25 protein-coding genes are annotated in these 26,485 nt (G+C 67.8%); 8 read left to right on the forward strand and 17 right to left on the reverse strand.

The window, feature by feature from the left end:
* Positions 1-48: 48 nt before the first annotated feature.
* On the reverse strand, positions 49-1,443 hold the full coding sequence (locus MHN84_RS28425; RefSeq protein WP_241207812.1) for a sulfatase: 1,395 nt from the start codon (positions 1,441-1,443) through the stop codon (positions 49-51).
* A gap of 115 nt (positions 1,444-1,558) precedes the next feature.
* Here MHN84_RS28425 and MHN84_RS28430 point away from each other — a divergent pair, with 115 nt between their 5' ends.
* A complete protein-coding gene (locus tag MHN84_RS28430) occupies positions 1,559-1,858 on the forward strand; it encodes a hypothetical protein (RefSeq protein WP_241207813.1) in 300 nt (99 codons plus the stop codon).
* A gap of 3 nt (positions 1,859-1,861) precedes the next feature.
* Here the strand turns inward: MHN84_RS28430 and MHN84_RS28435 are convergent, their stop codons facing one another.
* A complete protein-coding gene (locus MHN84_RS28435) occupies positions 1,862-2,344 on the reverse strand; it encodes a hypothetical protein (RefSeq protein ID WP_241207814.1) in 483 nt (160 codons plus the stop codon).
* Between the two features lie 52 nt (positions 2,345-2,396).
* On the opposite strand from MHN84_RS28435, the gene MHN84_RS28440 reads away from it, so the two are divergent.
* Positions 2,397-3,068, forward strand: coding sequence for a phosphatase PAP2 family protein (locus MHN84_RS28440; RefSeq protein ID WP_241207815.1), 672 nt, complete (start codon positions 2,397-2,399; stop codon positions 3,066-3,068).
* Here MHN84_RS28440 and MHN84_RS28445 read toward each other — a convergent pair.
* A complete protein-coding gene (locus tag MHN84_RS28445; RefSeq protein WP_241207816.1) occupies positions 3,022-4,524 on the reverse strand; it encodes a bifunctional phosphatase PAP2/diacylglycerol kinase family protein in 1,503 nt (500 codons plus the stop codon). The genes MHN84_RS28440 and MHN84_RS28445 overlap by 47 nt on opposite strands.
* A 108-nt stretch (positions 4,525-4,632) precedes the next feature.
* Between MHN84_RS28445 and MHN84_RS28450 the strand changes: the two genes are divergently transcribed.
* Positions 4,633-5,310, forward strand: a complete 678-nt coding sequence (locus tag MHN84_RS28450; protein WP_241207817.1) for a L,D-transpeptidase — start codon at positions 4,633-4,635, stop codon at positions 5,308-5,310.
* On the opposite strand, the gene MHN84_RS28455 is transcribed toward MHN84_RS28450, so the two are convergent.
* A complete protein-coding gene (locus tag MHN84_RS28455) occupies positions 5,300-5,758 on the reverse strand; it encodes a nuclear transport factor 2 family protein (protein WP_241207818.1) in 459 nt (152 codons plus the stop codon). The two genes, MHN84_RS28450 and MHN84_RS28455, sit on opposite strands and share 11 nt — an antisense overlap.
* Positions 5,759-5,837: 79 nt before the next feature.
* Between MHN84_RS28455 and MHN84_RS28460 the strand changes: the two genes are divergently transcribed.
* Entirely contained in the window at positions 5,838-7,670 is a 1,833-nt protein-coding gene (locus tag MHN84_RS28460) for an Hsp70 family protein (RefSeq protein WP_241207819.1), read from the forward strand.
* A gap of 129 nt (positions 7,671-7,799) precedes the next feature.
* Here MHN84_RS28460 and MHN84_RS28465 read toward each other — a convergent pair whose 3' ends face one another.
* The 5 genes from MHN84_RS28465 to MHN84_RS28485 are packed head-to-tail and all read right to left on the reverse strand — an operon-like array spanning position 7,800 to position 13,433.
* A complete protein-coding gene (locus MHN84_RS28465) occupies positions 7,800-8,798 on the reverse strand; it encodes an ABC transporter ATP-binding protein (RefSeq protein WP_241207820.1) in 999 nt (332 codons plus the stop codon).
* The gene (locus MHN84_RS28470; RefSeq protein WP_241207821.1) at positions 8,795-9,787 is read right to left on the reverse strand and encodes an ABC transporter ATP-binding protein; all 993 of its coding nucleotides are present in this window, start codon (positions 9,785-9,787) and stop codon (positions 8,795-8,797) included. Before MHN84_RS28470 ends, MHN84_RS28465 begins: the two co-directional genes overlap by 4 nt.
* 29 nt (positions 9,788-9,816) lie before the next feature.
* Entirely contained in the window at positions 9,817-10,779 is a 963-nt protein-coding gene (locus tag MHN84_RS28475) for an ABC transporter permease (protein ID WP_241207822.1), read from the reverse strand.
* Positions 10,779-11,816 (reverse strand): ABC transporter permease, encoded by a 1,038-nt coding sequence (locus MHN84_RS28480; protein ID WP_241207823.1) that lies wholly within the window; start codon positions 11,814-11,816, stop codon positions 10,779-10,781. The genes MHN84_RS28475 and MHN84_RS28480 overlap by 1 nt, the downstream gene beginning before the upstream one ends.
* Positions 11,817-11,819: 3 nt before the next feature.
* Positions 11,820-13,433, reverse strand: a complete 1,614-nt coding sequence (locus MHN84_RS28485) for an ABC transporter substrate-binding protein (RefSeq protein WP_374238440.1) — start codon at positions 13,431-13,433, stop codon at positions 11,820-11,822.
* Positions 13,434-13,682: 249 nt separating this feature from the next.
* Between MHN84_RS28485 and MHN84_RS28490 the strand changes: the two genes are divergently transcribed.
* Positions 13,683-15,125, forward strand: coding sequence for an HNH endonuclease signature motif containing protein (locus MHN84_RS28490; RefSeq protein WP_241207825.1), 1,443 nt, complete (start codon positions 13,683-13,685; stop codon positions 15,123-15,125).
* Between the two features lie 114 nt (positions 15,126-15,239).
* The gene (locus MHN84_RS28495; protein ID WP_241207826.1) at positions 15,240-15,887 is read left to right on the forward strand and encodes a hypothetical protein; all 648 of its coding nucleotides are present in this window, start codon (positions 15,240-15,242) and stop codon (positions 15,885-15,887) included.
* Here MHN84_RS28495 and MHN84_RS28500 read toward each other — a convergent pair.
* The 8 genes from MHN84_RS28500 to MHN84_RS28535 form a co-directional block, all read right to left on the reverse strand.
* On the reverse strand, positions 15,878-17,119 hold the full coding sequence (locus MHN84_RS28500) for an FAD-dependent oxidoreductase (RefSeq protein WP_241207827.1): 1,242 nt from the start codon (positions 17,117-17,119) through the stop codon (positions 15,878-15,880). The genes MHN84_RS28495 and MHN84_RS28500 overlap by 10 nt on opposite strands.
* A gap of 9 nt (positions 17,120-17,128) precedes the next feature.
* A complete protein-coding gene (locus MHN84_RS28505) occupies positions 17,129-17,896 on the reverse strand; it encodes an SDR family NAD(P)-dependent oxidoreductase (protein WP_241207828.1) in 768 nt (255 codons plus the stop codon).
* A 17-nt stretch (positions 17,897-17,913) separates the two neighbouring features.
* Positions 17,914-18,714 (reverse strand): ABC transporter permease, encoded by an 801-nt coding sequence (locus MHN84_RS28510; RefSeq protein ID WP_241207829.1) that lies wholly within the window; start codon positions 18,712-18,714, stop codon positions 17,914-17,916.
* The gene (locus MHN84_RS28515; protein WP_255731087.1) at positions 18,715-19,554 is read right to left on the reverse strand and encodes an ABC transporter permease; all 840 of its coding nucleotides are present in this window, start codon (positions 19,552-19,554) and stop codon (positions 18,715-18,717) included.
* The gene (locus MHN84_RS28520; protein ID WP_241207831.1) at positions 19,554-20,744 is read right to left on the reverse strand and encodes an ABC transporter substrate-binding protein; all 1,191 of its coding nucleotides are present in this window, start codon (positions 20,742-20,744) and stop codon (positions 19,554-19,556) included. The genes MHN84_RS28515 and MHN84_RS28520 overlap by 1 nt, the downstream gene beginning before the upstream one ends.
* Entirely contained in the window at positions 20,741-21,853 is a 1,113-nt protein-coding gene (locus MHN84_RS28525; RefSeq protein ID WP_241207832.1) for an ABC transporter ATP-binding protein, read from the reverse strand. Before MHN84_RS28525 ends, MHN84_RS28520 begins: the two co-directional genes overlap by 4 nt.
* Before the next feature lie 77 nt (positions 21,854-21,930).
* Positions 21,931-22,806 carry an SDR family oxidoreductase gene (locus MHN84_RS28530; protein ID WP_241207833.1) on the reverse strand — a complete coding sequence of 292 codons (876 nt, stop codon included), beginning with the start codon at positions 22,804-22,806 and terminating at the stop codon, positions 21,931-21,933.
* Positions 22,803-24,167: an NAD-dependent epimerase/dehydratase family protein gene (locus tag MHN84_RS28535; protein WP_241207834.1), complete on the reverse strand. Its 1,365-nt coding sequence runs from the start codon at positions 24,165-24,167 to the stop codon at positions 22,803-22,805. Before MHN84_RS28535 ends, MHN84_RS28530 begins: the two co-directional genes overlap by 4 nt.
* A gap of 154 nt (positions 24,168-24,321) precedes the next feature.
* Between MHN84_RS28535 and MHN84_RS28540 the strand changes: the two genes are divergently transcribed.
* Both MHN84_RS28540 and MHN84_RS28545 read left to right on the forward strand, forming a co-directional pair.
* Complete coding sequence (locus MHN84_RS28540; RefSeq protein ID WP_241207835.1) at positions 24,322-24,870, forward strand: hypothetical protein; 549 nt, start codon at positions 24,322-24,324, stop codon at positions 24,868-24,870.
* 2 nt (positions 24,871-24,872) lie between these two features.
* Positions 24,873-26,342, forward strand: coding sequence for an MFS transporter (locus MHN84_RS28545; protein WP_308192998.1), 1,470 nt, complete (start codon positions 24,873-24,875; stop codon positions 26,340-26,342).
* Positions 26,343-26,485: the final 143 nt, after the last annotated feature.

Raw genomic sequence — 26,485 nt, forward strand, 5'->3', positions numbered from 1 at the left:
CGTGAGCTTAGCCGTCATCGTCGCAGGTGAAACCACCTGCGCAAAGGATCACGGTGAGCTTAAGTCTTGTCCTGTCTGCTCGTCCTCTGCAATGCCGCGCTCGGCGGCAACCGCTGCGCGGCTTGGCAATTGAACATCCTGTACCAGCAGATAGGTCTCCGTGTAGCGCGCGGCGATGCGCGTACCCGCGAAGTCGGAGGGGATGACGTCGCCGACGCTCTGGCGCCAGTCGTTGAGCAGCAGTGCCAGCTCGGTGCCGACGGCCTCCGCCTCGTCCGTCGGATGTGCGACGAGCAGATTGTGGGATTCTCCTGGATCGGCTGCGAGGTCGTACAGCTCGCGCTGCGGCCGTGGTGAATCGATCAGCGGTTGGACGGCCCGACCCGGTGCACTGTCGGCGATGTCCCATGGCAGGTCCAAAAGTGCTCGCGATGCGTAGTTTTCGATATAGCTGAAGCGCTTGGTCCGGACGGCGCGGATCGGATCGAAGGAGTCGTGGTACGTCTTCGTCGTGTAGACCGCGGTGCGCACGGGATGGGGGTGCTGTCTGTTCGTCACCAGATGTGGTGCGTGCGAACATCCTTCGACCTCGGGTGGGATACCGACATCGAGGAGCTCCAGCACCGTGGGCAGCAGGTCGACCCCGCTGAACAACTCGTCATAGACTCGCGGCGGCAGGTTCGCGTCCCGGGGCGGACGCATGATCAGCGCGATGCCGGTCCCGGCGCCGTACAGGGTGGACTTCGCGCGGGGCAGAGCCGGTCCGTGATCGGTGACGAACACCACCCACGTGGTCCGGTCGAGACCGGTTGCGGTGAGGGCGTCCAGGAGTCGGCCGACAGCTGCATCGGCGACCGCGATGGAACCGTAGAAATCCGCCAGATCCTGACGCACCGCTGCGGTGTCGGGCAGGTACTCCGGAACCGTCACCGAACTCGGATCGGCGGGGTCATAGCGATCGTGGGGGTAGGGCCGGTGGGTCTCGAAGAACCCCGTGGTGAGCAGGAACGGCTCGTCCGGCGGATCGGCCAGCCATTCGATCGCCTTCTCCACGACGTACTCGCAGTACGAGTTCGACACGTCGAACTCGTCGAATCCGAGCCGCGACGGGAACGATGTCTCATGCTGCATACCGAAAAGCGCGCTGCAGTAACCACTTTCGGACAGAATCTGCGGCAGGGTGCGCACCCCCGGCCGGTACTCCCAGCCGTGGTGGGCCAGCCCGACCAAACCGTTGCTCTGCGGATACCTGCCGGTGAACAGCGAACCCCGCGAGGGTGAGCACAGCGGGGCGGTGGCGTAGGCGTCGGTGAACAGGATCCCGTCGCGGGCCAGCGCGTCGAGGCACGGGCTGGACACATCCGAGTGCCCGTAACTGCCGAGATACCGGCCCAGATCATGCCAGTGCACGAGCAGAACGTTGTCCCGCCGGCCTTCACTCACAACTGCATCCTCTCGAGATCCGCTCCCACGCGCCGTCCGCGCCAACGGTAACGACAAAACCCCGAGAACGAGATGGCCACGCGGTAGCGTCGGGAGGCGGTGAGGGGAGACGTCCATGAGAGCGACGATCGTTGCGGTGACGACCGGACTTCTGAGCGCGTCGTTGTCGTGTCTGGGAGTGGCGACGTCTGCGCCGGCCAGTGCCGGCTGCATCTACGGCGGCGGATACATCAGCAAGTGCGACGAACCCCTCCAGCCGGACGGTAGCTGGCAGCGATGCGTCGGGATCGCCTCGGTGGTGCCCAGCGGCTTCGGCACGCATCTGGTCCCGGTGAAGCAGTGCGCGGTCATGGGCCCCGGTCGCCCCGGTGGAGACCCGGCGTTCAACGACCCGCCGATGCACATCGACGGCTGAGGGCTACGGGTCGTACGGCACGCCGACCGCCCGGAACACGAACTCCGGCGGCACGTCGTAGGCCAGTGACCGGCGGGGCAACCGCGCCAGCACGTCGGCGGGCAGGTCTTCCTTGTAGTGCAGCGACAGCTCACCCGAGCAACGCGCATCGACCGCGGCCACGTCGACATCGAGGGTCAATCCGTGTTCGTCGAAGGTCGCGGTGACCGCGCCGGTCTGCGGCGCGTCCCAGCGCAGATCCATCGTGCGTCCGGCCAGCTTGGGGACCGACGACAGAGTTGCCAGCGCCCTCTGCTCGGTCAACACCAACGACCCGACGTAGCTGGCGATGCTGCCCGCCGAACGCAGGCCGGGCACGGCACCCCGGAACCGCCGCGTCACCGCCACGTACTCGGCGATGAACACGATCCCCTCGGCCTCGACCTCGGTGCGCAGCTCCCGCGGAAGCTTGCCGATGCGAAGCAACTTGCGCAGGAACACGGCCATGCACGCACGGTAGCTCAGTGGATATCCGGCGACGCGTGGTACTTGTGGTCGGATGGACGTGCGCAGAGGGCTGCTGGCCGGATCGGCCGTGGTCGCGCTCGGTGTCTTCGTCGCGATGCTGCTCGGATACCGCCTCGGCTGGGCACCGCTGACGCGCGTCGACGACGCCGCACTGGACGCCACCTTGCGGATCGGCGAACGGCACCCCGGCTGGGTCACGTTCTGGGACGTGTATTGCACACTGCTCGGTCCGACGGCCTTCCGTCTGGTGACCCTGGTGGTGATCGCCATCGCCTTCGCGCGTCGACGGCTGACGGTCGCCGTGTTCCTGATCGTCAGCGTCGAGCTGTCCGGCCTGGTCATCGAGGTCGCCAAGAGGCTGGTCGACCGGCCACGACCATCCACCGCGCTGGTGCACGCCGCATCGTCGTCGTTCCCGTCCGGGCACGCGTTGGGTGTCATGGTCGCAGTGATCGCGCTGCTCACGGTGTCGCTACCGCTCGTGCCCGCCGCTCGACGGCCGTGGTTGATCGCGGTCGGGGTCGCGGTGGTCGTCTCGATCGGGGTGGGCCGCGTAGTCCTCAACGTGCACCATCCGTCCGACGTGATCGCCGGGTGGGCGCTCGGCTACGCCTATGTGGTGTTCTGCCTACTGGTGGCGGGGCCGGTGCGCCCTGTCAGGGAGCCGGTCGAAATACCGGAAGTGAGCGGTACCGCACGCTGAAGCTGGCCTTGGTCACCTCGGTGCCGACCTCCCCGTCGAGCGCGAGCACCGTCGGTCCGTCGACGGACTCGAAAGCGAACTCGGGCACCCGGAGTTCGCGGTAGAGCGGGCTGCGCGTCAGGCGTCCGAACAACAGCGCGACGAGGATTCGCCACTTCGCGAGCGGCCGGCCCGTCTCCAGGATGCGGATGTCGATGAGCCCGTCGTCCATCCGTGTCCGCCGCGCCGGCGCGAAACCGGACGGCAGGTAGATCGAATTGCCGAGGAAGAACAGCGACGTCTGCAACGTCTGGTTGTCGTACCGGATGCGCACGGGCTGGTCGCGGCGCAGTGTGTGGAACATGGCGTAGATACCGGCCAGCGGTTTGCCGATCTTGTGCTCCAACTTCTCACGTGTGCGGACGAACTGCGGGTAGGCCCCGATGCTCGCGGTGTTCACCACCATCTGCTTCTCGTTGAGGCACACCACGTCCACGCAGGACACGCGCCCGTCCTGGATGGCAGACACAGTCTTGGCCGTGGTGTCGCAGCCGATGTCTTTGGCGAAGTGGTTGAACGTGCCCGCCGGGAGTACCGCCAGCGGTACTCCCTCCTCCAGCGCGATGCTCGCCGCCACCGCCACCGTGCCGTCCCCACCGCCGACGGCGAGTACCTCCGCACGCTGCGCGGCCGACCGGAACACCGCGGGCACATCGTCGTCTTCACCCAGTTCGACGATCTCCGCCTCCGGCAGCGCCTCGCGCACCTCGTCGAGCACCCGGGCCCCCGTACCGCTGCCCGACGCCGGGTTCACCACCACGGTCACCCCCGCGCCGCGCGGCCGGACCGGGGCGTCGACCGTCAGAGGCGCCGCCCCGGGCAGCCGCTCCTCCACGATCGGCGGCACCACGCGGGCCCCCAGCACGGCGATCCCCGCGCCGAGACCCAGTCCCGCCAGCACGTCACCGGGGTAGTGCGCACCGACCGCGATCCGCGACATACCGACCATCCCGGCGAGCAGTGCCAGCCCCAGGCCCACCGGCGCGTTCTCCAGACCGACTCCCACCGCGAACGCCGCGGCGCTGGCCGAATGCCCCGACGGAAGGGAGTTCGACGTCGGCGCCCGCCGCATCTGACGGGCCAGCGGCACCGACAACCGGTTCGGCCGGTCCCGTCGCCACACCCGCTTGGCACCTTGATTCGTGACCAGGCTCGTCACCCCCAGGGTCAGCACACCGCGCATCGCACCGCGTTTGACCGAGGGATTGCCGAATGCGGCCAGGCCGGCAGCGATCGCGAACCACAGCTTGGAATGGTCGGCCGCCCTGGTCAGCCGCGGCATGACCGCATCGATGAGGGGGCTGGGCGACTCCGCGATCGCCTCGAACACCTCGCGGTCGAGAGTGCCCAGCCCCTTGCCGATCTGGCTGATTCCTCGGTGTCGCGGACGCCGCAGACGCGCGGGCAGAAGATCCATCACGCCAACGTAGCCGAGAGACCCCAACCGCAAACCTCGCGTACTGCGACCCGATCGTGTCCGAATCTTGACCGCGAATGCAGCGTCGGGCGGCCACGATCGAAGCCCATGCGCCGACTGCTCACCATGCTGTGCGCGGCGACCCTCCTCGCCGGCACGGCACCCGCCACCGCTCGCGCCGCGCTGAATCCGTGGTTCTCCGCGTCGGTGGGGCGGGCCACCCAGGTGCTCGCGGTGACCGGCACCGGTGGCTCCGACGCCACCCTCGACGTCTGGCAGCGCACCGCCACCGGGTGGCAACCAGTCGCCGGAGGTGTCGGCGTTCCCGCCAAGATCGGCGCGAAAGGTATGTCGCCCAACCACTTCGACGGATCGATGATGACCCCCGAGGGGATCTACACCCTCGACTTCTCGTTCGGCACCCAACCCGACCCCGGTGGCGGCCTGCGCTACATCAGGGTCGGGCCCAACCACTGGTGGGACGGGGACATGAAGAGCCCCACCTACAACACCATGCAGGTGTGCGACAAGCAGAACTGCCGCTTCGACACCGCGCCGAGCTCGGGCACCGAGAACCTCGCCATTCCGCAGTACGCCCACGCCATCGTGATGGGCGTCAACAAGGAGCGGATCCCCGGTAAAGGCGGGGCGTTCTTCGTACACAGCACCGACGGCGGAGCGACGGCCGGCTGTGTGGCGATCGACGATGCGACGCTGGTCAAGATCATGCGGTGGCTGCGTCCCGGCGCCATGATCGCCGTCACCTCTGCCGCGTCTACTGTTTGACGGCTCGCCCGGCCTTGACCTTGAATCCCAGCGTTTCCACCGACATCGAGGCGTCGTAGGTGCGGTCGTACCCGGTCTCGCTGATCTTCCAGCCGGAGTCGGTGCGGCGATAGCGGTCGTGGTAGAAACCCGCGCCGATCAGCATGAAGTTGAACGCGGGCGCGATGACCCGGTCCTGCAGATACCAGGTGGCGGTCGCCTCGTCACCGTCGATGGTGATCTCGGGATGGGTGACGCGGTGCTCGGTGATGATGTCCGGGCCCAGCGAGTTCCGCATGAACTCGACCAGCTCGTCGCGGTTGGCGAAGTGGTGTTCCTCGCCGACCGACTCGCCGTAGTGACCGATCACGTCCTCGGTGAGGGTGTCGGCGAACTCGTCCCAGTGCTTGGTGTCGAGCGTGCGCAGGTAGCGGTATTTGACCGTCTTGATCTCGTCGATGTCACCCATGGCGTCATTGCAGCACAGTTCGGCGCGGCAGAGTGTCTGATGGGCCGCAGCGGCACCGACGATTAAGGTGTGGCCCGTCATGAGCGATGCGTTGGGGTTGTCCGTCGGTGCCACCAATCTGGTGGCGGCCGGGGTGGGGCGGCCGCCGGTGCTGCGCCGCTCCGCGCTGACGGTGTACGGCCACACCGCGCCGGATGTGGGCCTGCCCCCGGGGCGTGGCGACGGGGTGACGCTGAGCGGCTTCGTCGAGCGCGTCGGTGACCCGGTTCCGCTGGTCGGCGACGACGGAACGCGCTACTTGGCCGATCAGCTCGTCGTCGAGGCACTGGAAGCCATCGCCGCGCTGGCCGGCTCCGCCTCCCCGACCGACGTGGCGATCGCGGTGCCGGCGTATTGGGGGCCGGCGCAGGTCGACGCACTGCGCGCCGCGCTGACCGCCAGCGGGCCGCTGGCACCCGGCGGCCCGCCGCCGCGGCTGGTCCCGGACGCGGTGGCTGCGCTGACGGCGATGGTGGCCGACCCCGGCCTGGAACGCCGCGGCGTGCTTGCTGTCGTCGACATCGGCGGCAGCGGGACCAGTATCAGCCTCGCCGCGGCCGGCTCGTTGGAGCTGATCGGTCGCACCGAACGGTTCGCCGAGTTCGCCGGGGACCAGATCGACCAGGCGCTGCTCACCCACGTCCTCGAGCGGGTGCCTCACAGCGGCGAGGACACCGGCGCCACCGCCGCGGTCGGTTCGCTCGCGCGGCTGCGGGAACAGTGCCGCGCCGCGAAGGAAACGCTCTCGGCGCAGACCGAGGCCAGCATCGATGTCGACGTCCCGGGCTATCGCGGCGCCATCGTCGTCACGCGCGCCGATCTCGAGTCGCTGCTGGCCCGCCCGCTCGAGGATGCGGTCGAGGCGCTGCGAGACACGCTGCAGCGCAACAACAGCGCCGCATCCAGCGTCTCGGCGATCGTGTTGGTCGGAGGCGGGTCGGCCATTCCGGCTGTGCGCCAGCGTTTTTCCGCCCACTTCGGCCGGGTGCTGTGGTCCCCGCGGCCGGCGCTGGATGCGGCCGCCGGTGCGGCACTGTTCGCGGCTTTCGGCGGCGCCGCCGAGACCGCAACGCGCGCAGCGCCTGCCGCTGCCCCTCCCGTCGGAATCGACGCCGGGGCCGACGCTGGGACCGACTCCACGTATGCGCTCGCGTGGTCGCAGGACGATGCGTCCGCCGACGACGTGGTGCCCTATGCCGGCGAGGACACCTACGTCGTCGACGACTACGACGACAGTGCCACCGGGAGGGCCCAACGGCCGAACCCGTATCGCCTCGATGATGCGCAGGACCAGCGCGTCGCCGCCGAGGCCACCGGGTGGCGGCGGCTGCCGCTGTCCCTGCTCGGTGTGGTCGCGGCCATCGCTCTGGTGGCCGTCGGCGGCGTCGCGATCGCCCTGACCAGTGTGCAAGGTTCGGACCCCGACAAGCCGAAGCCCGGGACCGCGCCGTTGAGCAGGGAGCTGACCCCGACGAACCCGGCCGGGCAGACGATCACAGTGCCGGGGCAACCTGCCGCGCCGCCCACCAGCGCGGCGCCGCCGCCGGCCCCGGTGGTCACGACCACGGCACCGGCGCCGAGTACCACGGTGCCGACGACGACCACCACGACAACCACCACGACCACGACGACCACGACGACCACGACGACGACGACAACGACCACGACGACCACCACGCCGTCGACGACCACGACCACCACGACGACGGTGCCGACCACGACCACGACCGTCCCCACCACCACGGTCCCCACCACCACCGCACCGACGACGACGCGACCGCCGACGACCACGCAAGCGGTGACGACGACGAGCTACCTCACCGTGCCGTTCGTGCCGGTGCCTATTCCGATACAGGTTCCCGCGCAGCCCTGAGCACGCAGATATAGGGGTTTCCCCGATTGGCTGCGGCCCGCGCGTCGGCTTAGCTTGACCACGATCGACTCGATCGGCTGCGGAGGGGACAGCCGATCGGGTCGTTTGTCATTCAGGACCAGGCCGGCGTCAGACCGGCATCCTCTCTACATTGCGCGGATGGTGGCACGCGGCCGCGTGACCGGCCTCGTAGGGCACCAATGCCGGCTCCTCGGCGGAGCAGATCTCCGTCGCCCACGGGCAGCGGGTGTGGAACCGGCATCCCGACGGCGGATCACTCGGGCTCGGGACGTCACCCTCGAGAACCACGCGTTCACGAGCCGCGTTGAGGCGCGGATCGGGGATGGGAACAGCCGACAGCAAGGCATTCGAATAGGGATGCACGGGGCGGTCGTAGAGGCTGTCGGTGTCCGAGTTCTCCATGACCTTGCCCAGATACATCACCGCGACGCGGTCTGAGACGTGTCGGACCACCCCCAGATCGTGGGCGACGAACAGATACGACAGCCCGAACTCAGCCTGCAAGTCCTTGAGCAGGTTCACGATCTGCGCCTGAACCGAGACGTCGAGAGCGGACACCGGTTCGTCGGCCACGATCAGCTTCGGTTGCAGCGCCAGCGCGCGGGCGATACCGATGCGCTGCCGTTGACCGCCCGAGAACTCGTGGGGGAACCGGTTGTAGTGCTCGGGCCGCAGGCCCACACGGTCCAGCAGGTCCTGCACCCGCCGCTTCAGTTCGGCGCCGCTTGCGAGACCGTGCAGATCCATCGGATCGCCGACGATCTGCCCGACGCGCTTGCGTGGATTCAGTGACGCGTAGGGATCCTGGAAGATCATCTGCATCTGTCGGCGCAGCGGTCGCAGCTCTCGTCGCGACAACCCGACCAGTTCCTGCCCGAGGAACTTGACCGACCCCGAGGTCGGCGGGATCAGCTGCAGGATCGCCCGGCACAGCGTCGACTTGCCGCAGCCCGATTCGCCGACCAGACCCAGGGTTTCGCCTTCGTTCAACGTCAGGCTCACCCCGTCGACGGCGCGCACCGTACCGACTTCGCGCTCGATGACCAGACCCGAGCGGATGGGGTAGTGCTTGGTCACATCGGTGACTTCGAGCAGCGGTTCGGTCATGCGCGCACCCGGGCCTTCTCCTCGAGGTCGAGCCAGCAGCGGTCCAGATGCGACCCGCTCTGCGTGGCCGCCAGGTCGGGCGGCTGCGCGCAGCGGTCGAATTCGAACGCACACCGGGGCGCGAACCGGCACCCCGGCGGCGGGGCCAGCAGTGACGGTGGCTGGCCGGGGATCTGCTCGAGGCGCTCCGAGCGTGGTCGGTCCAACCGCGCCAACGAGCCGAGCAACCCCCAGGTGTAGGGATGCTGTGGGGAGTAGAAGATGTCGTCCAGGCTGCCGTCCTCGACGATCTGCCCCGCGTACATCACCGCGACCCGGTCGGCGATCTCGGCCACCACGCCGAGATCGTGGGTGATCAGTACCACGGCCAGGCCGCGTTCGGCGTTCAGTCGCGCCAGCAGCCGCAGGATCTGCGCCTGCACCGTCACGTCGAGGGCGGTGGTCGGTTCATCGGCGATCAGCACGGCGGGCTCCAGAGCCAGTGACATCGCGATCATCACGCGTTGTCGCATGCCGCCCGAGAACTCGTGCGGATAGCTGCGCAGACGCTCCTTGGCATTCGGGATGCCCACCGCGGCAAGCAGTTCGGCGGCCTGACGGGCGGCCTCGGACTTCGGCACGTCGCGGTGTGCACGAATCATCTCGACGATCTGATCGCCGACCCGGTACACCGGGTTGAGCGACGACATCGGATCCTGGAACACCATGGCGATCTCCTCGCCGCGGATGTCCCTCAAGCCGTCGTCATCGAGGCCGACGAGTTCCCGCCCGCGGTAGGTGACCGATCCGGTGATCCGGCTGTTCGGCGACCGCGTGAGCCCCGTCAGTGTCTGGGCGGTCACGCTCTTGCCCGAGCCCGATTCACCGACGATGGCCAGGATCTCACCGGGGGCCAGGGAGAAGGACACCCCGTCGACCGCCTGCACCACACCGTCCTCGGTGGCGAAGCTGACCCGTAGGTCGTCAACCGCCAGCAGTTCTTGGCTCATGGGTTTGTCGATTCGCTCGCAAGCGTCGCTCATGCCGGTGCCGCCTGTCCCAGTCGGATTCGCGGATCCAGCACGGCGTAGGCGATGTCGACGATCGTGTTGAACAGCACGATGAAGAACGCGCCGAACATCGTCACCGCCATGAGCGGCGGTAGATCGAGGCTGCGGATCGCCTCGCCGGCATACAGACCCACACCGTCGAGGTTGTACACCGTCTCGGTCAGAATCGCCCCTCCACCGACGACCATGCCGAAATCCAGGCCGAACAGTGTGACAATCGGAATCATGGAGTTGCGCAGCACATGTCGAATCCGGACCTGACGTTCGGTCAGGCCCTTCGCCCGTGCCGTGCGCACGTAGTCCTCGTTCATCGCGTCGAGCATGTTCGACCGCAGCACCCGGCTATAGAAGCCGATGAACAACACCGCCAGGGTGAACCACGGCAGCACGAGGTGGTAAGCCCAGTCCAGGGGATCCTCGGTCAGCGGAACGTAACTGCCCGTCGGGAACAACTGGACCTTGTAGGTGAAGAAGTACAGCAGGATGGCCGCCAGCCAGAACACCGGCATCGAGATGCCGACCAGGGACAGGATGCTCAGCGCGCGGTCACCGAACTTGCCGGCGTGCACGGCGCTGAGGTAACCGAACAGCACCGCCAGCGTCATCCAGATCACTGCCGCGCCGATGCACAGTGAGAACGTCGCCGGTAACCCGTGCCAGATCTGTTCGCCCACATTGCGATCGCTCGCATAGGACGTGAGTTCACCGGTGAAGATCTGTTTCATCATGGTCAGGTATTGCACGGGCAGGGGCCGGTCGAGTCCGAGGTCGGCGTTGACCCGGGCGATGAGCTCTGGATCGGCGTTCTTGCCGGCGATCCGTGCCGCCGGATCCGAGTTCGGCACCACGTTGAAGATCAGGAAGACGATCACCGAGATCGCGAACAGCACGGCGACCATGCCGAGCACCCGGCGCAGGACGAACCGTGCCATCAGTGCTCCAACCTCAGACGTGCCTTCGGGTCCAACGCGTCGCGCAAGCCGTCCCCGAAGACGTTGAGCGCCAGGACCGTGATCACGATCAGCAGACCCGGCACGATCGTCAGATGCGGTGCGGTGTAGATCAATTGGTAGCCGTCGGCGATCATCGTGCCCCAGGAGGCGTTGGGTGGCCGAACCCCGGCGCCGAGGAACGACAGCGCCGACTCCAGCAGCATGTTGTTGGCGATGTTCAGTGTGAAGAACACGATGATCGTGGAGATGATGTTCGGGAGCAGCTCGCCGACCATGATCCGCAGCGGACCCATCCCTTGCGCGACGGCGGCTTCGACGAATTCCTTCTCGCGCAGGGCCAGGATCTCCCCGCGCAGCGGCCTGGCCATGTAGGGCACGTACACCAGGCCGATGATCAGGATGGGGATCCAGATCGAATCGCCCGCGATCTGCAGGACGCCCAGTTTGAGGCCTCCGATGGCCAGCGCCGTGCCCAGCGCGATTCCCAGCAGCAACACCGGGAAGGCCCAGATCACGTCGAGGATGCGGGACAGCACCGCGTCGATCCACCCGCGGTAGTACCCGGCGAGCAACGCGACGACGACCGCGAGCACCGTGGTCACTGCCGCGGCCGCGAGCCCGATGTAGATCGAGGTCCGCCCGCCGTACATGAGACGCACCATGACATCTCGGCCATTCTGATCGGCGCCGAGCAGGTATCGACCGTGCAGACCCGGCCCGAGCGGGGTGCCGTCCGGCGCGACGACGTCCGTGTCGACGCCGTTGATGCTGACCGTGTCGGTGATGTGGTTGTCGTTCGGTCCGGTCTGCGCGACGTAGTGCGCCCACAGGGGTGCGGCCAGGCAGAACAGCACGATCAGGATGAACAGCACACCGCAGGCCAGGGCAACCTTGTTGCGGCGCAGTCGAAGCCACGCCAGGTACCACGGATTACGGCCCTGGATCTGCTCTTTGGGCACCCCGACGGGCAGCGGCGGCTCGTCGGGGGCGTCGACGTCAGGGACAGAGGCGACCATCGACTACTTCACCGCGAACGAGGTGAAGTCCTGCTTGAACAACAGATGCTGATACGACTTGTCGAAGTCCATGCGCTCGGACAGGAACGTGGTGAACTGCTCGTTGCCGTAGGGCGCCCACACCGCCTGCTCCATGTAGGCCTTGTCGAGATCGGCGTACTGCTGTTCGACGCCGGGGTCGGTGATCTGCTTGGTCAGCAGCTCGTTCATCTTCGCGTCGAGCTCTGGCAGGTTGGCCCGGGAAAGATTGTTGCCGTTGGTCGGCAGGATGCTGGCGCCGTTGAGCAGAGGACGGAAGAAGTCGTCCGGGTGCGGGAAGTCCTGGAACCAGTCGGCGAATCCGGTGTCCACGTCAGGGGTGGACTGGTTGCCGATCGTGGTCCAATAGACGTCTCCGGCAATCACTTTCAGCGTCGCGTTGAAGCCGAGCTGGGTCAGCAGGTCGTGGTAGTACTCCCCGATGCGCTTGCGGTCCGGCTCGTCGTCGGTCCACACCGTGATGTCACGGTCGGCCGGGTTGGCCTCGGCGAGCAACTGCTTGGCCTTGTTCATGTCGGGACCGGGGTAGAGCTTGTACTCCTGGTAGCCCGGCATGCCCGGTGGGAGGACCTGCTGGGTCGGGTGCAGACGGCCACCGAAGATGCGGTTCAGCGCCTCCGGGTCGACGGCGTAGTTGATGGCCTGGCGCACCTTGACGTCGTTGAACGGGGCTTTCTGGGTGTTCATGAAGAAGTAGTAGGTGTTGATCGATTCCTCCATCCGGAAGCGATCGGCGTAGCGGGTCTTGACCTCCTGCAGCCGGTCCGAGGGCACCGGGTCGACCATGAAATCGACCTTGTTCTGCGCGATGTCGGTGACCTGCGCGCTCTGGTTCTTGTTCTCGACCACCGTGATCTTGTCGACGTTGGCGTCGGCGACCTCGGATGCGCCGGCGTCCTTGACGGTCGTGAACTGCGGGTTGCGCTCCATGGTCAGCGTCCGCGGCGCATCGACGTTGCTGATCATGAACGGACCACTCGCGGGCGGCGGCGTGTTGGTGGTGTCGCCGTCCAGCTTGGTCGTGGGCGGCACCGGGGCGGCGAACATCAACGCCAGCAGGTTCTCGAAGGTGCCGTTGGGGCCGGTCAGCTTGATGGTGATGTCGCCGGTGTTGTCGTCGGTGGTGATGCCGGTGATCGTGTCGGCCTTGCCGTCGGCGTACTCCTTGGCGCCGACGATCACGTCATAGAACACCGATCCGCCCGAGTCCGCCTTGAACAGGCGCTGGACGGCATAGGTGAAGTCGGAGGCTTTGATCGGGGTGCCGTCGGAGTACTTCATGTTCTTGCGAAGCTTCAGCCTGTAGGTCGTGCCGTCCGGGGAGATGTCCGGCATCGCCTCGGCGAGCCCCGGCACGATCTCGGTGCCGTCCTTGCCCTTGGAGTGCTTGTAGGTCAGCAGGGGCGTGTAGACGTTCCACAGGATCTCCCAGCCTTCGACCGTGTAGGACAGCTGGGGGTCGACGTAATCAGGGAACGACGTCAGCGCGACGGTGATGTCTCCGCCGCCCCCTCCGCCGGAGCCGCCACCCGATCCGCTGTCGTTGCCGCATGCGGCCACGCCGAAGGCGGCCAGCACGATGATGCAGACGAGCGCGAGTCCATGTCGAACCGAACGTGCGGTGTTCACAGTGTTCCCCTCGGTCGGGTGGCCCGAAATCCAAGACTTGTCCGAGCCTCTGAGCATTTTTCAGAAATTTTTCCGATCGGCAACTCGTGTTCACAGAAAACTGCCGACCGCACTGCTGGAGTCACCTTAGTGCGGACTGTGCGCCGCGTCGCGTGATCCGAGATCTGTGGCAGCCCGACTGAGTTTGTCGGACATCGAATGTATGTTCGAGGAATGTCGGAGGCGCGGGAGGCGGTGGCGGGGCTACGGGCTGCCGTGGATGCCGTGCTCGCCGCCGATCTCGACCTGTCCACCGCCGCCGAGGTCGTGGAGCTGCTCGATGAGCTGCAAACCGCGAGCTGCCGGCTGCCCGCCGCCGGACATCGCGCCCTGGCCCGGCTGCAGGTCGAGACCACCCCACAGAAGATGGGCGCCAAAAACTGGAAAGACGTGCTGGCGATCCGCTACCGGATCAGCGGCTCCGAAGCGCACCGTCGCCTGACCGAAGCCGCGCTGCTCGCCCCACGACAGTCGATGACCGGAGAACCCCTCCCGCCAGCCCTGCCGGCGACCGCGACGGCGCAGGCCGAGGGGCGGATCACCCCGGAGCATGTCGAGGTGATCCGCAAGGTTGTCGACAAGCTGCCCGGCTTCGTCGACGTGACAACTCGGGAGCAGTTCGAAGCCGATGTCGTGCGTATCGCCGCCGGTGCCGGCCCGAAAGCCACCCACGACGCCGCCGAGCTGGAACTGTTTTTATTGGATCAGGACGGACCCGAACCCGACGACACTGAACGCACCCGCAAACGTTCCCTGAGTAAGGGGCGGCAGGGGCGCGATGGGATGACGCCGTGGCGGGCGGATCTGACCCCAGAAGCGGCGGCGATATGGGAGGCGATCTTCGCGAAATACGCCGCCCCGGGGATGTGTAACCCCGACGATGACGAGCCGTGCACGTCGGGGACGCCCACCCAGGCGCAGATCGACAGTGATCACCGCAGCCTGGCCCAACGCCAGCACGACGCGCTGGTCGCAGTCGGGCGGATCGCGTTGATGAGCGGTGAGTTGGGTCAGCTGAATGGGTTGCCGGTGACGGTGATCGTGCGGACCACTCTGCAGGACCTGGAATCCCGGGCCGGGATCGGCACCACCGGCGGCGGCACAAAGTTGCCCATCAAAGACGTGATTCGGATGGGGGCGCACTCCAGCCACTACCTCGCAATCTTCGACCGGGCCACCGGCGCCGCCCTGGACCTGTTCCGCACCCGCAGGGCGGCCTCGGCGGCGCAGCGGATCATGCTGATCGCCCGCGACGGAGGCTGCACCAAACCCGGCTGCCCCGTAGGGGCCTACGGCTGCCAGGTCCACCACGTCACCCAGGATTGGGCCGACGGCGGACTGACCAACGTCGACGACCTCGGCCTGGCCTGCCCACCCGACAACCGCTCGGTGAAAGAGGGCGGCTGGAGCACGTCCATGAACACCCGCCACGAAGTCGAGTGGACCCCACCGCCGAAGCTCGACACCGGCCAGACGAAAGTCAACACCCACCACACCCCCGAACGCCTGCTGCGCCCACCCGAGGACGAGAAGCCCACCCAGGAATCGGCCGACCCATCAGAACCCGGCGGACCCGCACCACCCGACAACCAGGTCGCCTGATCGGCGCGGTGAATCCTGTGGCCGATGATGCTGATGGTGCCAGCGTGGCACTTTGTTATTGAAAGTTTGCCATGCGTCTGTGATTTCGTGATGTCCCCACTTAGTGTGCAATGCGTGGGCAGGCACTCCCAGGTTCGACAGCGGCGTTCGCGCGCGCGAGTGCTGACTGCCCTCGGCCTTCCCGCGGCAGCATTGCTCGTGGCCGGTGCCGACGTGCAACGCCCGATCACCCCACCGGTCGAGCCGGCTGTTGCAGAGGCACCGCCGTGCTGCATGGAGCTGGTGGCCGCGCCGCCGACGGGATTCGCATCGAACAGCGGGCCGACCGGCAGCCGGGTGCAGTGGGTGGCCAGCTCCCGCGCGGCCGTTCGCCAACCTCAGATTTTGCCCGTCGGACGGGCCCCCGAGCAGGGCCTGCAGGTGAAGACGATCCTGGTCGCCCGCGCAGTCAGTGCGATCTTCCCCGAGATCCACAGCATCGGCGGGGTTCGACAAGACCCGCTGCCATGGCATCCCAACGGACTGGCCATCGACGTGATGATCCCGAATGCGAGCAGTGCCGAAGGGATCGCGCTGGGCAACCAGATCGTCGCGTTCGCCCTCAAGAACGCCGAGCGGTTCGGTCTTCAGGACTGCATCTGGCGCGGCGTCTACTACACCCCGGGCGGCGGACGCGCCGGCGGCTACGGGCACTACGACCACGTGCACATCACCACACACGGCGGCGGTTACCCGACCGGCGACGAGGTCTACTACCGCTGACCGGCCCGTCGGCGCGCGAACGATGGAGCGCGCTCCGGGCGCACACCCACGCCGACCAGGTAGGCCGGGATCACCGACAACCAGGGCGCCCGTTGCAGCGCCCGCAGCAGTCCCGCCGGCGGACCGGTCGCGCCCTCTTCGCCCCGCACGACCGGACCCAGCAGCCGCGCGTCGAGCTGACGCTGTAGGGCCTGGGTCAGCGCGGTGGCGACGATCCGGCGCCGTCGCACTTTCTCCAGGTCCCGCTCGGTCACCGCACCGCGACGCAGCGGGCCGGCGAGCAGCCGCGCGCTGGCCACGCCGTCCTGAACGGCCATGTTGATGCCGACCCCGCCGGCCGGGGACATGGCGTGGGCGGCATCGCCGATGCACAGCAATCCGTCAGTGTGCCAGCGCCGCAGACGATTCAACTTCACGTCCAGACACTTGACGTCATCGAGCGAGGTGATAGCGGACACGGAGTCCCCGGCCTCGGGCAGGAGTTCGAGGACGTCGGCGTGGAAAGCGGCCAATCCCCGGCGGCGCAGCTGAGCGTCGGCTCCCTTGCGGATCAGCAGGGCGATCTGCAGATACCCCTCGCGCGGAATCACGATGATGGCCTTGCCCCGCCCGATGCGGGGGAACAGGCTGAAGTCAGCGGTCGCGGAGTTCCGGGGCAGCCGAAACCACCAGGCGTCGAAGCTCACCGGGTACTCGCGCACCGCCAGCCCGGCGGCTTGTCGGACCACTGAGCTGCGGCCGTCGCATCCGACCGTCAGATCCGCACGCAATTCCCCTGCGCCAGTTGGGGTTTCGTAGCGCACCCCGACGACGCGGCCGGACTCTCGAATCAGTCCGGTGACGTCGTGATCCAGCCGCAGGGTGAAGGACGGTTCTGCCTCGCCGGCCTCCGCCAGCAGGTTCAACAGATCCCACTGGGGCACCATCGCCACGTACCGGTGGGGGAGTCGAAGCCGATCGAAGTCCACGACGGTGACCGGGTGCCCCGGGACGGCATCGACGGTGAAGTGGTGCAGCCTGCTCTGCGGCAACCGGTCGAAGGCAGGGAACAGCCCGAGATCGTCGAGCAGTCGCAGCGTGCTGGGATGTACGGTGTCGCCGCGAAAGTCGCGCAGGAAATCGCCGTGCTTCTCGAGCACCGTGACCGCCACACCCGCGCGGGCGAGGAGCAGGCCGAGCACCATGCCGGCCGGCCCGCCACCGACGACCACACAGGTGGTCTTCTCGCTCATGGCGTCACACTAGAACTTCAGATAGCCGCCGTCGATCCTCAACACGTCCCCGGTGTGGTACCTGCTCGCCCCGCTGGCCAAGTAGACCGCGACACCGGCCACGTCGTCCCCGGCTCCCCACCGCCGCACGGGCACCCGCGGCAGCACCCGGGATCGGAACCGCTCGTCGGCGAGGCCGGCCGCCGTCATCTCGGTGTCGAACCATCCGGGCGCGATGGTGTTGGCGCGGATACCGTGGCGCGCCAGTTCCACAGCCATGCTGTCGATCAGCGAGATCACCCCGCCCTTCGACGCGGCGTAGGCGGGCTGACGGGGCATGCCCTGGAAGGCGCCGAGACTGGAGACGCCGACCAGGCTGCCGCCACGCCCGGCGTCGACCATCTGCCGGGCCGCCTCCCGCAGGGTGACGAACACACCGTCGAGATCGACCGCGGTGATCGACCGGAACTCCGCCAGCGAAGTCTCCAGCGTCGGGGTGAACCGGCCGCCCACCCCGGCGTTGGCGAAACACGAATCCAGCGAACCCCATTCGTCGCGGACGCGGGCCATCGCCGCGGTGATCGCCGCTTCGTCGGTGACATCGCACGGCAAGGCAAGTACCGGATTGCCGTGGACGCGCAACGACTCTGCCGCCGCCTCCAGGCGCGCGACACCACGGCCGATGATGGCGACCGACGCGCCGGCGCGTGCCAACCCGTCGGCCATGCCCAACCCGATGCCTGACCCGCCGCCGGTGACGACGCTGACATGGCCCGTGAGATCGAAGAGGTCGGTCACGGGGCCACCCTAACCGCTCAGATGCGCGTCCCTGCGGGGTCTCCGCCGATGCGCTGGGTCAGCCACACCGGCACGATCGCGATGATCGTCAGCGCGGCCGCGACCACGTTGATCACGGGCGCCTGATTGGGGCGGAACAGATTTCCGAAGATCCAGATGGGCAGCGTCTGCACCGTGGGGCCGGCGGTGAACGTCGTCACGACGATCTCGTCGAAGCTCAGTGCGAACGCCAGAATCGCTCCGGCCACCAGCGCACCGCGCATCATCGGCAGCGTCACGAACCGGAACGTCTGCCACGACGACGCCCCCAGGTCGGCTGAGGCGTCCTCGAGACTGGTCCCGAGCCGGCGCAACCGTGCCTGGGTGTTGTTGAACACGATCACGATGCAGAACGTGGCGTGTCCGACGATCACCGTCGCCATGCCCAACGTGATACCCAGCGCGGAGGTGAACGTCGCATTCAACGCGATACCGGTGACGATGCCGGGCAACGTGATCGGAAGGACGATGAGCAGGTTCACCGTCTGCTTGCCGAAGAACTCGTACCGCTGCACCGCGAACGCGGCCATCGTGCCGAGCACCAGAGCCAGCGCCGTGGCGGCCAGACCGACGACCACCGAATTGCCCAGCGCCGTCCACATCCCGTCACTGGCCAGCGCGGTTCGCCACCACTGCAGCGTGAAACCGCTCGGCGGGAACGCGAAGGTCTTCGACGCGTTGAACGCATTCACCACCACCAGCGCCAGCGGCGCGTAGATGAAGACCAGCACCAGCACCGTCCAGAAGCGGGTGGCGCCCCGCATGCGTGACGAGAGCATCTACACGTTCTCCAATGCTCCGGTGCGTCGCATCGCGAACAGGTACAGCAGGATCGCGGCCATCGGGATCAGCGACAGCGCCGCGGCCATCGGCTGATTGTTGGCCGTGACGAGCTGTCCGTAGATCACGTTGCCCAGCAGCTGTGTCTTGCCGCCGACGATGGTGACCGCGATGTAGTCGCCGAGCGACAGCGAGAACGTGAAGATGGAGCCCGCGGCGATGCCGGGGAACACCATCGGTGCGACGACCAGCCGCAGCGTGGTCAGATCCGAGGCACCCAGGTCGGAGCTGGCGTCGACGAGTGAATCCGGGACGCGTTGGAAGGCGGCGAACACCGGAATCACCATGTACGGCAACCAGAGATACGTCAGCGTGATGACCGTGGCCGTCAGCCCGTAGCCCGGTGAGTAGCCGACCGCCCAGTCCATCGGCCCCTCGGGGGACAGCAGCATCCGCCACGCGTACGCCTTCACCAGGTAGCTGGCCCACAGCGGGGTGGTGACCGCGACGACGAGGGCGACCCGCTTGGCCGGCGAGGCCACCTTGGCCATGTAGAGCGCCAACGGCACCGCGAGCGCCGCGCACACCACGGTCACCGTCAACGCTACCCCGACTGTGCGCAACGTGGTCGTCCGGAACACCTCGGAGGTCGCCACCCTCACCAGATTGTCGGTGGTGAACGTGCGCACCACCGCGCCGGTGAAGCTGCTGCGGCTCCAGAAAGCCGAAACCAGCAGGACCGCAAGCGAACCGAGGTAGGCGACGATCAGCCAGGCCAGCGGCGGAACGAGCAGGAAGGCCAGCGTCACCCGCTGCCGCAGCCGCGGGGCGGCGAGCATCAGCCCTTGATCTCCTGCCACTTGTCCACCCACTGGTCATAACTGGTGCAGTTGTCCCCGCTGCCGTCCACGCACGTCGTCTGCGGCGTGGTCCAGTAATGGATCTGCGACGCGTACTGCTCGTCGGTGGCGTGATAGGTCGCGCAGTGCGCCTTGTCGGAGGTGAGGTCGCACGATTTGGTCTGTGCCGGTGCCTCACCGAAGTATTCGGCGACTTCGGCGTTGGCCTTCGGCGAGATGATGTAATCCATCCACTTGTACATGCAGTTGGGGTGCGCGGCTTTCGCCGACAGCATCCAGGTGTCCGACCAGCCGGTGGCACCCTCCTTCGGCAGCACCGTCGCGACCGGAACCTTGTTGTCGGCCTTGATGGTGTTGGCGATGACCTGCCAGCTGGTGCCGATCACCGTGGTGCCGGATTCGAACGCCTGCACTTCCTTGGTGTAGTCGGACCAGTACTCGCCGATGTTCTCCTTCTGCTGCTTGAGCAGATCGACTGCGGCGTCGAGTTGTTCGGTGGTCAGCGAGTAGGGATCCTTGATCCCCAGATCGGGCTTCGTCTTGGACAGGTACAGCGCGGCGTCGGCGATGTAGATGGGGGAGTCGTAGGCGGTCACCTTGCCCTTGAGCTCCGGTGCGCCGGGGAAGACCGCGCCCCAGCTGTCCGGGTTGTTCTTGACGACGTCGGAGTTGTACATCAGCAGGTTGGCGCCCCACCCGTGCGGGATGCCGTACATCTGGCCGTTCACCGAGTTCCACGGCTTGTCCTTGAGGAACGGCACCACGGTCGCATAATTCGGCACCAGGTCGGTGTTCACCGGTGCGACGTCGCCGGCGTAGATCAGCCGCAGCGTCGCATCGCCCGACGCTGACACCCCGTCGTACTGGCCGGTGCGCATCAGCTGCACCATCTCATCGGAGGTGTTGCCGATCTTCACGTTGACCTTGCACCCGGTCTGCTGCTCGAACGGCGTGACCCAGTTGACTGCAGGGTCGTTCGAGCCGTTCTCGGCGTATCCGGGCCAGGCGATCAGGTTGAGCTGGCCCTCACCGGCGCCGACCGATGCCGCGGGTTCCATCGACGGGGGGCCTTCTGCGGTGCCGCCGGAATCCCCGGAGCTCGAACAGCCGGCGAGCAGCACGCCACCTACGGCAAGCACGACGCCCAGGCGGCGCAGCGGATTCTTCATGACTCCTCCTCGGGATGGGTCGACAGGTCGGTGAGATCGCGGACGGCGGCCTGGGGCCAGGTGAGAACGACGAGGCTGCCGTGGGTCAGGGCGGTCGAGGCCTCCGCTGAGAGCAGGGTGGCCGTGAGCCGGATGTCGTGGTCGGTGACCGTGGCCGCGATGCGCGTGATCGGGCCGGCGTAGACGACCTCGGCGATCCGCGCCGCAACGCTGGGCTGGCCGGCCGGGGCGGCGGCGTCCGGATCGAGCACCGCGATACGTTCCGGGCGGATCGCGAATGTGCCCGGCCGGCCCAGCACCGCCTGCGCGCTGTCGGCGTCGAGCACGTTCGACGTTCCGACGAAGTCCGCGACGAAGCGGTTCGCAGGATGTTCGTACACCTGCCGGGCCGCGCCGACCTGTTCGATGCGGCCCTCGTTTAGGACCACGAGCCGGTCGCACAGCGTCAGCGCCTCGTCCTGATCGTGGGTGACGATCACGAACGTGATGCCGACCTCGCGCTGAATGGCCTTGAGCTCCACCTGCATCTGTTCGCGCAACTTCAGGTCGAGCGCGCCGAGCGGTTCGTCGAGCAACAGCACGCGGGGTCGACCGACGAGCGCACGCGCCAACGCGACCCGCTGCTGTTGGCCGCCGGAGAGCTCGGCGGGCTTGCGTGCGGACTGCCCCGAGAGCCTGACCATCTCGAGCGCCTCCCCGGCACGGCGGCGGCGCTCCTGCTTGTCGACGCCACGCACCCGCAGCCCGTACTCGACGTTCTGCGCGACCGTCATGTGCGGGAACAGGGCGTACTGCTGGAACACGGTGTTCGTGTCGCGGCGCGCCGGAGGCAGCCGGGTGACGTCGCGACCACCGAGTCTGATCGTGCCGGCCGTCGGGGCCTCGAAGCCTGCGATCATCCGCAACAGCGTGGTCTTGCCCGATCCGGACGGTCCGAGAATCGCGAACAGCTCCCCGTCGGCGATGGTCAGATCAGCGTCCGCGACGGCCACCACGGGGTGCCGCGGATCGCCGAACTCTTTGCGGACGCCGACGAGCTCGATCTGGGGAACGGCCGCGTCGTCGAGGGGATCGGCGCCTGGTCTCGACACCGCCGTTCCGGATGGCATTCACGCATCCTAGGAATTCCGTTGCCGAAGCGCAGTTCAAGCACGAATTTCGTGGCGCGCGCCGCCGGACGTCGCGGTCACCGTCGCAGTGCGGCCGGCGGTGGCTCGAACACGTTGCCGGTGGATGCCGCCTGGGAGTTGGGGGAGGCCTCGGAGGTGAACATCATCCGGCGGACGACCGGTCCGACCAGGGCGTCGAACAAGAACGGGACCACGCGGTAGGTCGCGATCGCCGGTCGGTTGAACCAGCCGATCTGACGTTCGGTGGACGTCGTCTTCTCGGCGGCACGCACGATGGCGGCTGCGATCGTGCCCGGGGCGTCGGAGGTCGGCGGCACCCGTGGGCTCTGCTGGTCCAGGAAATTGGCCGCCGACGCATAGACCGGCGTGTTCACCGGCCCGGGATAGATGCCGTGTATCCGAACCCCGGGAAGGTGCCGATTCTCCTGGCGCAGGGCTCGGACCAGTCCGCAGAGTGCGAATTTGCTTGCCACATAGGCGGATTGGTAGGGAACGGCAGTCACGCCGAGAAGTGAGCCGACCAGCACGAGCTGACCGCGACCGCGTGGCTGGAAGTGAGCCAGTGCGCAGCGGGCGACGTTCGCGGCGCCGATCAAGTTGGTGGCGATGATCGCGTCGAAGACCTCGGCAGGGATGTCTTCGAAGCGACCGAACGCGGTGATCGCGGCGCATTGGGCCGCCACGTCGACGCCGCCGAAGGTTTCGCTCGCGCGCTCGAAGGTCTTCTGGACCTGGTCGGCGTCGGCGATGTCGGTGGGCGCGACGAGCACACCGTCCGCGCCCGCCCGGCGGCACTGTTCGGCGACGTCGTCCAGATCGCGTTCGGAACGAGCCGCTAGCACCAGGCGGGCCCCGCGAGCGGCATACCGCAGCGCCGTCTCCCGTCCGATACCGCTCGACGCCCCGGTGATCACCACGACTCGTGCACTCATCCTCGGCCTCTCCGTCGTCTGCGCTCAGCCCATCCCATGCCGCCGAGCACGGTGGTGGCTGCAGCGGCGAGCCACCCTCCGCGTCGCGTCGCCAGCACTGCCGCTGCGACGGTGACGGGGGCGAGCACCGCCACCGGATCGCGGCGACGTTGTCGAAGGCGTTGCAGCGCAGCTGGTGTGCCCGACACCAGGTTCGCCGCAACGACACTGCGGTGGATCGCGCCGGGTCGTCGGCCGCGGGCCGCGGCCGCGACCGCCATCGCCCACCAGAGCGTCAACGTGACGTCATGCGTCGACGACAGCGCTGCTTCCCGGCTCGGCGCGTCGTCATCGATCGCGCCCAGAGCGGGACTCGTGCCCGTCGCTCCGTCAGCGAGTCCGTCGATGAGCTCCCTGGCCGCGTCGGTCGACGAATGCCTTGGCTGCCACTGCAATTCCTGGCGTGCCTTGGTGGTGTCCATCACCGGAGAGCGGGTCGCGACGTCGTACCAGCCGGGGGTGACGGCCAGCAGACCCAGCCGATGGAGGGCGATGACGACCGACCGCATCGCCGCCGGGTTGACCCGCACCGGACGCGCTCCGACCAAACCTGCCAGCGCGGAGCCCGACAGAACGTCGGAGGCCACGTTGAACGAGCCACCCATCCGCCGCCGCAGGAGCTGCACCACCGCGTCGCCGACGTCGTCGGCGTGGACGAACTGCAGTGCGAGCCCGCGAGGCAGCGGCAGCAGGGGCAACCTGCGACGCTGTGCCACGGTGAAAGCCGCCCGCGGGATCACCGATCCCACGTACAGCGACCGGATCTCGAAGGCAGCGTGGCGGGCGACGACCACCGTGGGCCGGAAGCGCGACACGACGACGTCGGGATGGTCGCGTTCATACTGGTCGAGCATGGACTCCACGGCGACCTTGTGTCTGCTGTACACCGACGTCGATTGGCCCGTCGCCGGATACGTCTCGGGGACCGGTGCCGTGGAATCGCTGGGGGCGTAGACGCCCAGGCTCGAGGCGTAGATCAGATGCGACACCCCGGTGAGCGTCATCGCCGCGAGAACCGCCTGTGTGCCAACGACATTGACACGATACAAGTAGTCCTCGTCGTCGACCGGGTATACGGCCAGAGCGAGGTGGATCACCGCGTCGACACCACGCATCGCCGCCGTCAATCGGGTGGTCGCATCTGCTGCGGAGAGATCGACGGGACACCAGTCGACGCCATCGTAGATCTGACCACGCGTCGGCGGGCGCCGACACACGCCGACGAGTTCGGCCTGCGGAACATGGCGGCGCAGCTCACGCAGCACGCCGGCGCCGACATTGCCGGAAGCGCCGGTGATGAGGATGCGTCGCCGCTGCTGCATGGCACGGGCATACACCGTGGCCGGCGGTCGAAACCGGAACGCGGGCAGGCAAATTCTTACGTCTTCGGATCCTTGCGGCCGGGTGTGGCACGACGTTTGCCGATGCCGGCGCGGGGTAGCACGGCGAGGGTCCCCCACAGTCGAAGGAGAAACCATGGCTCGCGCAACGCTGTTCCATCAACTGCACGACGTCGGTCTGGCCGCCTGGTTCGGCGGCACGCTCGCCAACGCCGTCACGCTGAACCGGGCCGCATCGTCGGCCGGGTCCGACCGCAACGTCGGCGCCGTCGCCAACGAGGGCTGGGACCGGTGGACCCCGGTCAACGCCGCCGCGATCGGCGCCCACCTGATCGGATCGGCCGGTCTGGTCAAGCACGATACCGGCCGCATGAAGGCGCAGAGCGGTGTGCCGAGCATGGCCGCGGTGAAGACGGGGCTGACGGTCCTCGCCCTGGGGGTCACCGCCTACAGCCGCGCACTCGGGGCCAAGGTCTCCGCGCATGACGCGGTGCCGGCGGCGGATGCGACCTCCCCGGCGCCGTCGACGCCCCCTGAGGTGGCGTCCGCGCAGAAGCAGCTCAAGGCCCTGCAGTGGGTGGTTCCAGCCGCCACCGGTGCGCTGGTGGCCATCGGTGCCTACGCGAGCGAGCAGTACCGGCCGGAAGAGGTCGCGAAGGGAGCGCTGCGCCGCGTACTGTCCTGAGCGTGCCCCAGAGCGGACCTCCCTCCGCGCGCTGGGTGTTACTGGCCACGGTTCTCGGCTCGGGCATCGTGATGATCGACGGCACCGTGGTCAATGTCGCTCTCCCACACATCGGCGCCGACCTCGGTTCCGGTTTCGGTGGGCTGCAGTGGGTCGTCAACGCCTACACGCTGTCGCTGGCGTCGCTGATTTTGCTGGGTGGTTCGTTCGGCGACCATTTCGGCAGGCGCCGGGTGTTCCTTGTCGGTGTCACGTGGTTCGCGCTCGCATCGGTCGCGTGTGGCCTGGCGCCGACCACCGAATGGCTGATCGGCGCGCGGGCATTGCAGGGCATCGGAGGCGCGCTGTTGACTCCCGGAAGCCTGGCCTTGATATCGGCCTCGTTCCAGGGCGCCGACCGGGCGGCCGCGATCGGCGCCTGGTCGGGCCTGGGAGGCATCGCGGGCGCGATCGGACCGTTCGTCGGCGGCTTCCTCGTGGAGTGGAGTTGGCGTGCCGTCTTCTGGCTGAACGTTCCCCTGGCAGCGGTGGTGATCGTGGTGACGCTGCTGCATGTGCCCGAAAGCAGGGACGACGCTGCGCCGGAGGGTCTCGACATCGCCGGCGCCCTGCTTGCGGCACTGGGTCTGGGGACGCTCACCTACGGCTTGACCCGGGTGGGCAATGATGACGCCGATGTCCCGGCGGCGGTGACGATCTGCGTCGGAGTGCTGGCGCTGGCCGCCTTCGTCGTCGTGGAACGTCGCTCACCGCACCCGTTGATCCCACCACGGCTGTACTCCGACAGGATTTTCCGAGTCACCAACGTCATCACACTGCTGATCTACGGCGCGTTGGGCGCCGCGTTCCTGCTCCTGGTGTTGCAGCTGCAGACGGTCGCCGGATTCAGTCCCGTCGCGGCAGGGACCGCGCTGCTGCCGTTCACCGTGGTGATGTTGATCTTCTCCGCACGGGCGGGGGCGCTGGCGGCTCGTATCGGGCCGCGTGTCCCGATGACCGTGGGCCCGTTGCTGTCTTCAGCGGGCTTGCTGCTGATGACACGCATCGGGCCGGGTGCCACCTGGGTGGGTGACGTGCTGCCCGCGGCCCTGACCTTCGGCGCCGGCATGGTGCTCGTGGTGGCACCGCTGACCACGGCGGTCCTCGATGCAGCGCCACCCACCATGGCGGGAGCAGCGTCCGGGGTGAACAATGCGGTGGCCCGCGTCGGGGGCCTACTGGCCGTCGCGGTCCTGCCGGGCCTCGCCGGTATCAGTGGCGCCGACTACGCCGACGCTGTCGCATTCAACGCGGGATTCCATGTCGCCGTGAGCATTTCCGCGGGCCTGATGGTGCTGGCCGCGGTGATCGCGGCGGCCGGCATTCGTCGCACCCGTCCTCCGATCGCCGATGATCGGTTCCGGATCGACGAATGCCGGCACTGCGCGATCAGCGGACCGCCGCTGAACCCCAGCGAGGTCCGCGAGCCGTGACGTCCTAGCCCGCTGGGACGGCGCCGCAGCCGACGCCGGGGATGCAGCCCGCCGCGCCACCGGGGCCGGCAACTCCACTGGGACCGCCGGGTATCGCACCGGCCGCACCGCCGGGACCCGCCACTCCGCCAGGGCCGCCCGGG

This window comes from Mycobacterium sp. PSTR-4-N (assembly GCF_022348085.1).
Classification (GTDB): Bacteria; Actinomycetota; Actinomycetes; order Mycobacteriales; family Mycobacteriaceae; genus Mycobacterium.